The organism is Brochothrix sp., assembly GCF_017549435.1.
Taxonomy (GTDB): Bacteria; Bacillota; Bacilli; order Lactobacillales; family Listeriaceae; genus Brochothrix; species Brochothrix thermosphacta.
This window is the reverse complement of record NZ_JAFYUW010000102.1, coordinates 1-12,374: the sequence shown is the minus strand read 5'-3', so window position 1 is coordinate 12,374 and position 12,374 is coordinate 1. Positions and strand designations below refer to the sequence as shown.

At 35.6% G+C, this 12,374-nt stretch carries 12 protein-coding genes; 10 read left to right on the top strand and 2 right to left on the bottom strand.

Annotated features, from left to right (window positions below):
• The first annotated feature begins 9 nt into the window (after nt 1-9).
• Complete coding sequence (locus tag IKV95_RS06650) at nt 10-471, top strand: helix-turn-helix domain-containing protein (RefSeq protein ID WP_051535961.1); 462 nt, start codon at nt 10-12, stop codon at nt 469-471.
• A 206-nt stretch (nt 472-677) separates the two neighbouring features.
• Here the strand turns inward: IKV95_RS06650 and dnaN are convergent, their stop codons facing one another.
• Entirely contained in the window at nt 678-1,823 is a 1,146-nt protein-coding gene (gene dnaN, locus IKV95_RS06645; RefSeq protein ID WP_029091327.1) for a DNA polymerase III subunit beta, read from the bottom strand.
• 168 nt (nt 1,824-1,991) lie between these two features.
• Complete coding sequence (dnaA, locus tag IKV95_RS06640) at nt 1,992-3,335, bottom strand: chromosomal replication initiator protein DnaA (RefSeq protein ID WP_069119759.1); 1,344 nt, start codon at nt 3,333-3,335, stop codon at nt 1,992-1,994.
• 725 nt (nt 3,336-4,060) lie between these two features.
• Here dnaA and rpmH point away from each other — a divergent pair.
• The 9 genes from rpmH (at nt 4,061) to IKV95_RS06595 (ending at nt 12,247) form a co-directional block, all read left to right on the top strand.
• On the top strand, nt 4,061-4,195 hold the full coding sequence (gene rpmH, locus IKV95_RS06635) for a 50S ribosomal protein L34 (RefSeq protein WP_029091329.1): 135 nt from the start codon (nt 4,061-4,063) through the stop codon (nt 4,193-4,195).
• Between the two features lie 225 nt (nt 4,196-4,420).
• Nucleotides 4,421-4,777, top strand: a complete 357-nt coding sequence (gene rnpA / locus IKV95_RS06630) for a ribonuclease P protein component (protein ID WP_029091330.1) — start codon at nt 4,421-4,423, stop codon at nt 4,775-4,777.
• Between the two features lie 45 nt (nt 4,778-4,822).
• On the top strand, nt 4,823-5,710 hold the full coding sequence (gene yidC / locus IKV95_RS06625; RefSeq protein WP_029091331.1) for a membrane protein insertase YidC: 888 nt from the start codon (nt 4,823-4,825) through the stop codon (nt 5,708-5,710).
• Between the two features lie 351 nt (nt 5,711-6,061).
• Entirely contained in the window at nt 6,062-7,447 is a 1,386-nt protein-coding gene (mnmE, locus tag IKV95_RS06620; protein ID WP_069125008.1) for a tRNA uridine-5-carboxymethylaminomethyl(34) synthesis GTPase MnmE, read from the top strand.
• A 17-nt stretch (nt 7,448-7,464) separates the two neighbouring features.
• Nucleotides 7,465-9,360, top strand: coding sequence for a tRNA uridine-5-carboxymethylaminomethyl(34) synthesis enzyme MnmG (gene mnmG / locus IKV95_RS06615; protein ID WP_029091333.1), 1,896 nt, complete (start codon nt 7,465-7,467; stop codon nt 9,358-9,360).
• Between the two features lies 1 nt (nt 9,361).
• Nucleotides 9,362-10,078, top strand: coding sequence for a 16S rRNA (guanine(527)-N(7))-methyltransferase RsmG (gene rsmG, locus IKV95_RS06610; RefSeq protein WP_029091334.1), 717 nt, complete (start codon nt 9,362-9,364; stop codon nt 10,076-10,078).
• Nucleotides 10,079-10,307: 229 nt separating this feature from the next.
• A complete protein-coding gene (gene noc, locus IKV95_RS06605) occupies nt 10,308-11,156 on the top strand; it encodes a nucleoid occlusion protein (RefSeq protein WP_069119756.1) in 849 nt (282 codons plus the stop codon).
• Between the two features lie 78 nt (nt 11,157-11,234).
• Complete coding sequence (locus tag IKV95_RS06600; protein ID WP_069119755.1) at nt 11,235-11,801, top strand: LOG family protein; 567 nt, start codon at nt 11,235-11,237, stop codon at nt 11,799-11,801.
• Nucleotides 11,802-11,920: 119 nt separating this feature from the next.
• Complete coding sequence (locus IKV95_RS06595; protein WP_029091337.1) at nt 11,921-12,247, top strand: helix-turn-helix domain-containing protein; 327 nt, start codon at nt 11,921-11,923, stop codon at nt 12,245-12,247.
• The last annotated feature ends 127 nt before the right edge of the window (nt 12,248-12,374 follow it).

The window sequence follows — 12,374 nt, the reverse complement described above, 5'->3', positions numbered from 1 at the left end:
AGCGATATTATGCTGGCTAATCGACTGAAAAAAGCGCGTAAACGAAAAAAAATAACACAACAAGAAGTTGCTGATGCACTCAATTTTTCACGACAGTCTCTTTCGAAATGGGAAAATGGCACAGGTACTCCGAACATTGAAACTTTAAAAAAATTAAGTGCTTTTTATGAACTATCCATTGCTGATTTAACAAAAGAAGAACAAACAGAAAATAAAGTAACAATTTCTAAAAACGCTGATGAAAGTTGGTTATTAGCCATTATCATGATAATATCTATCCCAATCGCACCATTTGGTTTATTAACATTGCCTATGGTCTTTAGTCGTAATACAAAGAATAATGTTTTTTATAAGTGGATTAACGTGTTCGTTATGCTTGTTTTATCCTTTAATTTATATGTTTTTTATAGTCATCTAAAACGCTTTTTTATTACTGAAACTGCAAGTTCTTTATTAGAGACAGTTTGTTAACTCATTTAGAGATAGCAAAGTAAATAGTAAATTCTTAACACTGCTGTAAAAATGAGGCCATACAGCGCTCAGAGACTTCTAAATTCTTATTTTAATCACATTAGAGCTTAGGTCCTTACTTTTACTTTAAATCGCGTATAACGCTTTTAGAACACAAAAAAAGTTACCCACATGTGGATAACTTTTTTTGTCGTTTATTAGATTGTTTAGAATGTACGAACCGGTGTAATCAGCTGTAAAATATCGTTGCCCTCTTCATGATCAACTGGACGGATCACAAATTGATGCATTGAACCAGAGAACTCGATTTTAACATCTTGATTTTCAAACACGCGTAACGCATCAATCATATATTTACCGTTAAATGAGATTAAAATTGATTCACCTTCAAAACTAACAGGAATTAAATCTTCACTAACATTACCTACTTCTGGTGAGTTTGATGAAATTTCAATTTCTTTATTATCCGTTGAAACTAATTTAATAACATTATTACGATTATCACGTGCTAATAATGAGGCACGATCAATTGCTTGTAATAAACTTTTAGCTGCAATCGCAACTGTTGTTGTATTTGATGTTGGAATAAGACGTGTTGTATCAGGATAATTCCCTTCTAAAAGACGAGAATAGAATAAAACATCTGTTACTTTGAAAAGGATTTGATTGTTATTAACAACTACTTCTACTTTTTCAGTAGTATCATCTAAAATTTTATTCAATTCAGTTAAGCTTTTACCAGGGATAACGATATTGAACTTCGCTTCTTCAGGTAAATCAACATTAATTTTACGTAATGCTAAACGATGTGAGTCAGTTGCAACAGATAATAATGTTCCTTCTTTTAAAATCCAGTTAACACCTGTTAATACTGGTCGTACTTCAACAGTACTTACAGCAAAGGCTGTTTGACGAATTAAATTTTTCAACATATCTGCTGGAATTTTTAATGTCGGTGCATTTCCAATTTCAGGTAATTGTGGATAATCGTTTGCATCTAAACCGTTTAATGTAAAAGAAGCTGTTCCAGAAGTAATCAATGTTTGGAAACCTTCTGTTACTTCAATGGAAACTTCATCGTTAGGTAAACGTTTAACAATGTCTGTCACGTAACGTGACGGCAAAACGATGCTACCGTACTTTTCAACAGTGATCAATTGTTCATCGTCTTTTTCTAAAGGAATAAAAGCTTCAATCGAAATATCAGAATCACTACCTGTTAAAATAGCACCTTCATCATTAATCGTTAGTTTGATACCTGTTAATATTGGAATTGCTGTTCTTGATGAAATTGCTCGTGTTACCTCGTTAAGGGCTTGAATTAAATAATCACGTTTAATTGTAATTTTCATGGAAGAATCTCCTTTTATATATTAATAATTAAGTTAGTAGTAGTAGTAGGGCCTGTGGATATGTGGATAAGTCCTTTAGTACTTAGAGCGTCAAAAGTTAGAGCCTTTAATAACCTGTGGATGGACGTGCATGAAAATCATGAGTTATACACAGGGAGAAAAGCATGCTTATACCTTTAAAGTCTTACTAATTGACTCTAATTCGCGTCTTAGTTTTTCATCAGTTTTAAGTTTAGTTGAAATTTTTTCATGGGCATGAATGACAGTTGTATGATCTCGCCCACCAAATTCTTCACCAATTTTTGGCAATGATGAATCAGTTAGTTCCCTTGAAAGATACATTGCTATTTGTCGAGGGAATACAATAGACTGCGTTCTTTTTTTTGCTTTAAAATCTTCAAGTTTTACATGATAAAACTCGCCTACCTCTTTTTGAATCGAAGCAATAGTAATAATTTTTGGAGCAGCATTTGGGATAATGTCTTTTAATGCTTCTGCTGCAAGGCTAGCATCAATCGTTTTATTAACAAGTGATGAGTAAGCCACAACGCGAATTAAAGCACCTTCAAGCTCACGAATATTGGTATCGATTTGATTTGCAATGTAAAGCATCACTTCATTAGGAATATCTAAGCTATCAGTATCCGCTTTTTTACGTAATATTGCAATTCGCGTTTCTAAATCTGGCGGGGTAATATCTGTGATAAGCCCCCACTCAAAACGAGAACGTAAACGATCTTCTAAAGTTGGAATTTCTTTAGGTGGACGATCACTAGAGATGATAATCTGTTTTTGCTCTTCATATAAAGCGTTAAACGTATGGAAAAATTCTTCCTGAGTTTGTTCTTTACCTGCAATAAATTGAATATCATCAATCAATAAAATATCAACATTCCGGTATTTATTACGAAATTCTTCTGCGCGGTTATCACGTATAGAGTTAATAAACTCATTTGTGAATTTTTCAGATGATAAATAAAGCACTCGTGAATTGGGATTATGCTCTAGCACATAATGACCAATAGCGTGCATTAAATGGGTTTTACCTAAGCCAACACCACCATAAAGAAACAATGGATTATAAGCTTTACCTGGTGCTTCCGCTACAGCCAATGAAGCTGCATGAGCAAAACGATTACCGCTACCAATAACAAAAGAATCAAAATCGTATTTAGGATTAAGATTGAGTTCACCGTGTTGTTTATAATCTGCACGGGACTCTGTTACCGCTTTTGTATTGTCTGAAGCAGAGGCATCATTTTCTTCGCCTTCCACAATGACACGAATGCTAAAGCGTTGGCCAGTGACACCTTCAATAATTTCAGAAATAATATCCACATAATTTGCTCTTAAGCGTTCTTGCATGAATTTTTCTGGAGTAGATATAGTAAATGTATTCCCTTCAATACTAATGGGTTTGGATGGTTTAATCCAAGTTTCATAACTTGGTCCACTTAAATAGTGTTGCATCTTACTCGATGCCTCAAACCAAATTTGAGTTATGTCTGGCATAAATTATTTTCCCCCTGCAAAGTTGTAGCCTATATAAATAAAGCTTAAGACGTTATAGAAAAATGTTGCATGATCTGTACACATTATCCACAGCTGTGGACAAAAAAAGTGAACAACGCTGAATAATGTTATCCACAAGTTATGCACAGAATGTGGACAACTATTTTTATCCACAGCCTTATTTAGCTTTTATATCTTTCTTAGTTTATCAGAAAACGTCTTTGCTATCAAGTGCAGTAAATGATTGTTCACAAACATATACACCTGTTGATAACTGTTATCCACAACGGTGGGCTATGGGGATAAGCTGTCCATAAGCATGCATAAAATAAAAAGTAAAAAAAGTTATTAAATACCTTTGTGGATAATTAAGGACTAATATGTGCACAAATAAAAAGAGGACGGAAACAAAAATAACTGTGGATAACTTAATTAAGGAGGAAATACGTTTAAGTTAAAAAGAAACAAAGATTTTTTAATGAAAAATTCAAGTTGAAAATAAAGAGGCAGATAAAAATTAAAAATCTTGAAAATTTTTACAACAGAAAGAAGTAGTATTATATAGAAGAAAATCTGTATTTTATCAATTTAATAAATTATTTTCACTAAAGGTTTATTCGAATTCGATTGACAACAATGCCACTTATCTACTATAATTACCTAGTATGTCATTTTAATCAGTATTATGACACTTTTGGAATTTAGATTTTGAGGAGGTGTTGGATATGAAACAAACTTACCAACCAAAAAAACGTAAACATTCTAAAGTTCACGGTTTCCGTGCACGTATGAGTTCAAAAAACGGTCGTCGTGTATTAGCTGCTCGTCGTCGTAAAGGACGTAAAGTCTTATCAGCATAATAAGACCCACTGAGTTGTCTCAGTGGTTTTTTTTTGAATTAATTTAGCAAAGTAGCGTTTGTTTACAGTAATATTTGTCAAAGATAATACAACGCAGATATAAAATAATATTCAAATGAGGCTATATCTGTTTTTTTTTAAGAGAAATTCAGCTATAATAGACCTAGTTTGACATATTTATGAGTGCACAACTTTTTAGTAAACAGGTGGTGTTGATAAGAATTAATGAAAAAAGCAAATCGTATTAAACGTAATGAAGATTTTCAAACAATTTTCAAACATGGACATTCGACTGCCAACCGCCAATTTGTTATTTATAGCTATCCGAAAAAAGATCAAGCTCATTTTAGAGTTGGGTTATCAGTTAGCAAAAAATTAGGCGACGCGCATCTACGAAATTACATTAAACGCTGCTTGCGTCATGTAATGATGGAATTTGATGCAAACCAGTTGATTAAACATGATGTTGATATTGTTATTATCGCCAGAAATCCGGCGGCCACTATGACTTACCATGAGATGAAATCGAGTCTCGAACATGTATTGAAATTAGCAAAGGTGTACCAACACCGTTCTAAATAATATATCTATAAAATAGATAGGTTTTGGATAAGGGGGATTTATTGAGTGAAAGCAAATAAAAAATGGCTATTACTATTAATGGTCGCTTCATTAGTACTTGTTTTATCAGCGTGTTCGCCAACAGCAGGAGCAGCGTCAAATCCAATAGATGCAAATACAACAGGATTTTGGAGTCACTATATTGTATTTCCAATTAGTTGGTTAATCTTGAAGCTATCTGCCTTAGCAGGTAATAGCTATGGTATGGGTATTATTTTGATTACGATTGTTATCCGTTTATTGATTTTACCGTTGATGGTAAAACAATTACGTAGCCAACGTAACATGATGAAATTACAACCAAAAATTAAAGAAATCCAAGCTAAATACAAATCTAAAGATCGTGATACACAGATGTTACTACAACAAGAGACAATGGCATTATATAAAGAAAATAATGTTAATCCGTTAGCCGGTTGTTTACCATTACTTATTCAAATGCCTGTATTATTTGGTCTTTATGCTGCGATTAGACGTACTGAAGTATTAGAAACAGGAACATTCTTATGGTTCAATTTAGGCCAAGCAGATCATATGCATATTTTACCAATTTTAGCTGCTATTACAACATTCCTCTCTACTAAGTTGAGCATGATGTCTCAACCGAAACAAGAAGGTATGATGGCTTCGCAAATGAGTATGATGTTATATGTTATGCCAGCATTTATTTTATTCGCTGGTTGGTCATTACCATCTGCACTTGCTTTGTACTGGGTAATAGGTAATATCTTTATGGTATTCCAAACGTTGTTAATCAATAATCCGTTTAAAATCCGTCGTGAAATGGCTGAAGCACAAGCTGCATTAGATGCTGAAAAACGTCGTGAAGAACAATTGACATTGAAAGAACAACCAAGTACTAAAAAGAAATCAAAATCAAAAAAGAAAAAATAATTAATTAATGAAAAACGTTAGAGCCAAAAGGTTCTAACGTTTTTTTATTCTTTAAAAACCATTAGTAGCCTTAAAGTAGCTTGGATTTTAGGCCTGACATTCAATTTTGGACGCAGACCACTTGTTATTCACATGTGGATAAGTTAAAATAGAATGGAAACTATAATTGAATATATCTACAGGTGAAAGATGTGGATAAGTCAAAGACAACTAATGTTTAACGGGTATACGCTCTGTTATAACGTTTGTTCTTTTTGCTTATGATCTTTTAAACCTGTGTTGTTGAGCTAAAACTACATTGGGTATTTTTGGCTTTTTATTTTGTGCAAAAAAAGAAAGGGGCGACAAAAAATGTTAGAATTTGATACGATTGCAGCGATTTCAACACCACCGGGTGAGGGGGCAATTTCAATTATTCGAGTGAGTGGCGATGATGCGGTTGCGATTGTAAATAAGGCTTATCAAGCTGGGAAAAAATCATTAGAAATGGTTGATTCACATACGATTCATTATGGTCATATTGTAAATCCTCAAACAAATGAAATGATTGATGAGGTAATGGTGACTGTTTTGCGAGCACCAAAAACATTTACACGTGAAGATTGCGTAGAAATTAACACACATGGTGGTATTGTAGCTGTTAACCGTGTTTTACAATTGATATTACAGTTGGGTGCACGCCTAGCTGAGCCTGGTGAATTTACGAAACGAGCGTTTCTCAATGGACGAATTGATTTATCTCAGGCGGAAGCAGTTATGGATTTAATTCGAGCTAAAACTGATCGAGCAATGGGTTTGGCATTGAAACAAATGGATGGAAACTTAAGCCGCTTGATCCGCAGTTTACGTCGTGAAATTTTAGACGTATTGGCACAAGTTGAAGTGAATATTGATTACCCAGAATATGATGATGTTGAAGAGATGACGCAACGTATGTTGTTGGAAAAAGCGACAGAGGTAAAAGGCTACGTATTGCAGTTACTTGAGACAGCGCAACAAGGTAAAATTTTACGTGATGGTTTATCAACAGCTATCATCGGTCGCCCAAATGTAGGGAAATCATCATTGCTAAACCAATTGATTCAAGAAGATAAAGCGATTGTGACGAACATCGCAGGTACGACGCGTGATATTGTGGAAGAATACGTCAATGTTAAAGGTGTACCGCTTAAATTAGTTGATACAGCTGGTATTCGTGAAACAGAGGATATCGTTGAGAAAATCGGTGTTGAACGTTCGCGCCAAGCACTGTCGGACGCAAGCTTTATATTGCTTGTTATCAACCAAGCAGAACCGTTAAGTATTGAAGATGAGGCATTATTTGAAGCAGCATCACATCAACCGTTCGTTGTTATTCTTAATAAAACAGATTTACCTACTGTGGTTGATGAAGCGCGTATTACTGAATTGGCACAAGGCAATCCAGTCGTTAAAATATCATTAGAGACACAAGAAGGCATCGATCAACTAGAGCAAGCAATTGCAGATTTCTTTTTCTCAGGCGCTGTTGTAAGTGAAGATGCTACTTATGTTTCCAATACACGTCATGTTGCTTTACTGAACAAAACAGTGGCTGCTTTTGACGAGGTGTTAAATGGTTTAGCGAATGATATGCCGGTCGATTTAGTACAAATGGATATGACACAAGCTTGGACGTTGCTTGGTGAAATTACTGGGGATGCCGTTCAAGATGAATTATTAGATCAATTATTCTCACAATTTTGTTTAGGGAAGTAAGGAAGGGATGTAAAAAAATGCAAACTTATGAAGCTGGAAATTATGATGTCATTGTTGTTGGTTCAGGACACGCAGGTGTTGAAGCGGGATTAGCTGCAGCGCGTATGGGCTGTAAAACATTGATGGTTACAATCAATCTCGATATGATTGGTTTTATGCCGTGTAACCCCTCAATCGGAGGGCCTGCTAAAGGTGTGGTTGTCCGTGAAATTGATGCCTTAGGTGGCGAAATGGGTCGTAATATCGATAAAACATATATTCAAATGCGTATGCTAAATACTGGGAAAGGTCCTGCAGTTCGTGCCTTACGTGCACAAGCTGACAAATGGGACTACCAATATGAAATGAAGCACACAATTGAAAAAGAAGATAATATTACATTGCGCCAAGGTTTAGTAGATGAATTGATTATCGAAGATGATGTTGTAACAGGTGTCATTACACAAACAGGTGGTATTTACCGTGGAAAAACAGTCATTATTACAACGGGAACATACTCACGTGGTGAAATCATTATTGGCGATATTAAATATTCAAGTGGTCCAAATAACCAACAACCGTCAGTGGCTCTTTCTAAACAATTAGAGACACTTGGATTTGACTTGTTACGCTTGAAAACAGGGACACCACCACGTGTGAAATCGACATCAATCGATTATTCACAAACAGAGATACAACCAGGTGATGAAGATCATCGCGGCTTTAGTTACGAAACAACTAAATTTATCACCGATCAAATCCCTTGCTGGTTAACTTATACAACTGAAGAAACACATGAAATTATTAAAGCGAACCTTCATCGTGCGCCAATGTTCACGGGTATTATTGAAGGAAGTGGGCCGCGTTACTGTCCATCAATCGAAGATAAAATTGTACGCTTTTCAGATAAACCGCGCCATCAAATATTCTTGGAACCAGAAGGTCGTCATACAGAAGAAGTATATGTTCAAGGACTATCTACAAGTATGCCTGAAGATGTGCAACATAAAATGCTTAATTCTATTCCAGGACTTGAAAATGCGTCAATGATGCGTGCAGGTTATGCAATTGAATACGATGCAGTGGCACCGACGCAATTGTGGCCAACACTAGAAACGAAACGGATTAAAAACCTGTATACAGCGGGTCAAATCAATGGTACAAGTGGTTATGAAGAAGCGGCTGGTCAAGGTATTATCGCAGGTATTAATGCTGCATTAGCAGTTCAAAATAAAGAACCGTTTATTATGAAACGTAGCGAGGGTTATATCGGTGTTATGATTGATGATCTTGTAACAAAAGGGACGAAAGAACCTTATCGTTTGTTAACATCGCGCGCGGAATACCGACTTTTATTACGTCACGATAATGCTGATTTACGTTTAACTGAAAAAGGCCATGATATTGGCTTGATTACAGAAGAACGTTACCAAGCCTTTTTAAATAAAAAAGCACAGATTGCTGAGGAGTCAGATCGACTCAAATCAATTCGTGTAAAACCAACTGCAGAAGTACAAGCCTGGATGACTAAAATCGGGGGTTCATTACTAAAAGATGGTATTTTAGCTTGGGATCTTTTACGTCGCCCTGAAGTAACCTATGCAGACTTAATAGAAGTTATAGCAGCAAGTGATAATATCACTGAAGAAGTTGCCGAACAAGTAGAAATCCAAGTGAAATATGAGGGGTATATCAAAAAATCATTAGAACGTGTCGATAAACTTAAACGCATGGAACAAAAAACAATTCCTGTGGATTTAGATTATGATTATATTAGTGGTTTAGCAACAGAAGCACGCGAAAATCTTAAAGAAGTACAACCGTTAACGCTTGCTCAAGCAAGTCGTATTTCAGGTGTGAACCCTGCAGATGTATCAATTTTGATGGTGTATTTGGAGCAAGGTAAACTAGTAAGAGTTGGAGGCGAAGAATAAAGTGAACCCAGAACAATTCCGTGAAGCTTTGTTGGAAAAAGGCATCGCATTATCAGATGAGCAAATGAAACAATATCAAGTATATGCGGAGGTATTAGTGGAGTGGAATGAAAAAATGAATCTCACAGCTATTACTGATCCAGAGGAAATTTATCTTAAACACTTTTATGATTCAATTACCTTAGCCTTTTATTATGATATGGATCAATCTGTTAGCTTATGCGATGTAGGAGCTGGAGCTGGTTTCCCTAGCCTTCCAATTAAAATTGCTTTCCCGCAACTAAAAGTAACAATTGTTGATTCATTAAATAAACGTATTACGTTCCTTAACCATCTTGCAAGTGAATTAGGATTAAAGGATGTTTATTTTGTGCATGATCGCGCGGAAACATTTGGTCAAAATAAACAATATCGTGAGCAATTTGATATTGTAACCGCCCGAGCTGTGGCTAGAATGAGTGTTTTAGCTGAATTGTGTTTACCACTTGTTAAATTGCGCGGACATTTTGTTGCGCTTAAAGCGGCTCACACAGCAGCAGAGATGGTTGATGCTAAAAAGGGTATAAAGGTATTAGGTGGAGAGTTATTGAGTGATGAGGCCTTCATGCTGCCCGTTGAAGAGGCTGAGCGTCATGTTGTTACCATCGCTAAAAAACGTAAAACGCCTAAACAATACCCACGCAAACCTGGAACACCAAATAAAATGCCAATTGTATAGTGACTAAAAGCCAAGAACTCATCGGTTCTTGGCTTTTGTTATGCAATTAACTTTGGTATGATAGACACTAGAATGAAAGATGAGTAAAAAAAGAGACTGCACGTTTAAGTTGAGAGATTGTATTTTAGAGATTGTTTGCTAAAATATAATAATAGCGCATAACAATTCGTCCGTTAGCATTCGTTGAAGGGCAGATTAATTATAGATAGAGGGAAGGAGTCGAAGACCATTGGGTTTATTTGGCTTTGGAAAGAAACAAGCACGTCAACAAGAAGAAAAAATAATTGAAAAATTTGTTGAAGAATCACATAATCAGACGGTTGAAGAGCTCCCTATTACAAAAATTATAGCAAATCGTTTTCAACCTCGCGCTGTCTTTGATGAAGAAAAAATTGCTGAATTGTCACAGACTATTGCTGAACATGGGCTGATTCAACCTATTATTGTGCGAGAGTACAAAGAAGATGGTTACGAAATCATTGCAGGTGAACGTCGTTTCCGTGCGATGAATTTATTGAAGTGGGAAAAGGTTCCTGCAATTGTTAATCAATTATCAGACAAAGAGGTTGCCTCAATTGCCTTGATTGAAAACTTGCAGCGAGAAGAATTGACTGCGATTGAAGAAGCACATGCCTATAAGCGTTTAATTGCCTTACACCAAATTACACAAGGTGAGTTGGCTAAGCAATTAGGAAAAAGTCAATCAACTGTAGCAAATAAATTACGCTTGCTAAAGTTAGGTGAAGCGGTGCAAACAGCAGCTTTGAATAAACAAATTACAGAGCGCCATGCCCGTGCTTTAATCGCATTAGATGAGGCACAACAAGCAGAATTATTAAAAGAAATTATCGAACACGAACTCACTGTAAAGGCAACCGAAAATCGTGTGCAAAAACTGTTGGATAAGGTGAATGCGCCTAAAAAACGTCAAATTAAGAGTCGTGATTTTAGAATTGCTGTTAATACAATCAAAGAATCATTGGATTTGGTAAATAAAACCGGTATTCCAGTTGAAACGATTGAAAATGAAACAGAAGAATACATTGAAATTTCTATTAAAATCTCTAAAAATAAATAATTTATTTATTAATAAGATACAGGCGTAGGCACTTTCGGAAGTGCCTGCGCTTATTTCAACAGAAAAGGTAGTGAAAATATGAAAAGAGCTGCAGTATATTGTGGAGCCGCAGAGGGTATTAACCCTATATATAAAGAACAAACAATTGCTTTGGGAGAATGGTTACTTGCTAACAACTATGAGTTGGTTTATGGTGGCGGTAAAGTAGGACTGATGGGTATAATTGCTGATACGATTTTAAAAGGTCGCGGTAATGTCACGGGTATTATGCCTAAATTTTTAAAAGATCGTGAGATAGCACATGAAAATTTAACGACTTTAGAGGTGGTAGAAACAATGCCGGAGCGCAAAACTCGCATGATTGATCTGGCTGATGTTTTTATTGCCCTTCCAGGAGGGCCAGGCACATTGGAAGAAATTTCAGAAGTAATCTCGTTAGGGCGTGTCGCTCAACACCAAAATCCATGTGTTTTATATAATGTAGCTGGTTATTACGATGGATTGGCAAGTTTTTTTGATACGATGGTTGCTTCGGGATTTTTATCACAAACTGATCGAGATAATATTTGCATCTCAGATTCACTCAGTAAAATTAAAACATTCATTGAAAATTATCAAGCGCCTCAAGCACGCGAATATCGCTAATTTATCAGGTATAAGGGTACTGTGCAACTAGTAGTTGCGTTTAAGCAACCATGAGCTTCTTTTAATAAATATAATTATTAAGTATAGTTAATACTATAATAATAAGGAGTTGATTAACCATGCATCTTGGGGAACGATTGAAGTTATTGCGTGAAAAAGAAGGCTATTCACAAGAAGAATTGGCGACCATCTTAAACTTGAAGCGACAGTCTATTTCAAAATGGGAAGTTGGTGGCGGGTACCCTGATATCGAAAATTTGATTAAGTTGAGCGAACTTTATGAAGTAAGTTTGGATGAATTAATTAAAGGTGACCGCGATTTTCAAAAAAATATCACGGTAAATGAAGCGAAGCCAAATGATTTTATAGCGTTATTCAAACAATTTTGGTGGTTGATTTTCCCTATTTATGGAATGATTATGGGATTGTTGGGTGCGTTGAAATAAAGAGCGTTATTATTAATTAATAGCTAATAAGAGCGGGGTGTTATCGTTATTTTTTAACGAACAATCCGTTCTTATTTTTCTATTGTTAAACATGTTAGTTAATATCTAAATACGGAATTTGGTAGTT

Bases quoted from the DNA above. Each gene is read 5' to 3' on its own strand.
- dnaA (WP_069119759.1), bottom strand. From the start codon at position 3,335: ATGCCAGACATAACTCAAATTTGGTTTGAGGCATCGAGTAAGATGCAA.
- dnaN (WP_029091327.1), bottom strand. From the start codon at position 1,823: ATGAAAATTACAATTAAACGTGATTATTTAATTCAAGCCCTTAACGAG.
- IKV95_RS06600 (WP_069119755.1), top strand. From the start codon at position 11,235: ATGAAAAGAGCTGCAGTATATTGTGGAGCCGCAGAGGGTATTAACCCT.
- IKV95_RS06650 (WP_051535961.1), top strand. From the start codon at position 10: ATGCTGGCTAATCGACTGAAAAAAGCGCGTAAACGAAAAAAAATAACA.
- IKV95_RS06595 (WP_029091337.1), top strand. From the start codon at position 11,921: ATGCATCTTGGGGAACGATTGAAGTTATTGCGTGAAAAAGAAGGCTAT.
- mnmE (WP_069125008.1), top strand. From the start codon at position 6,062: ATGTTAGAATTTGATACGATTGCAGCGATTTCAACACCACCGGGTGAG.
- rnpA (WP_029091330.1), top strand. From the start codon at position 4,421: ATGAAAAAAGCAAATCGTATTAAACGTAATGAAGATTTTCAAACAATT.
- mnmG (WP_029091333.1), top strand. From the start codon at position 7,465: ATGCAAACTTATGAAGCTGGAAATTATGATGTCATTGTTGTTGGTTCA.
- rpmH (WP_029091329.1), top strand. From the start codon at position 4,061: ATGAAACAAACTTACCAACCAAAAAAACGTAAACATTCTAAAGTTCAC.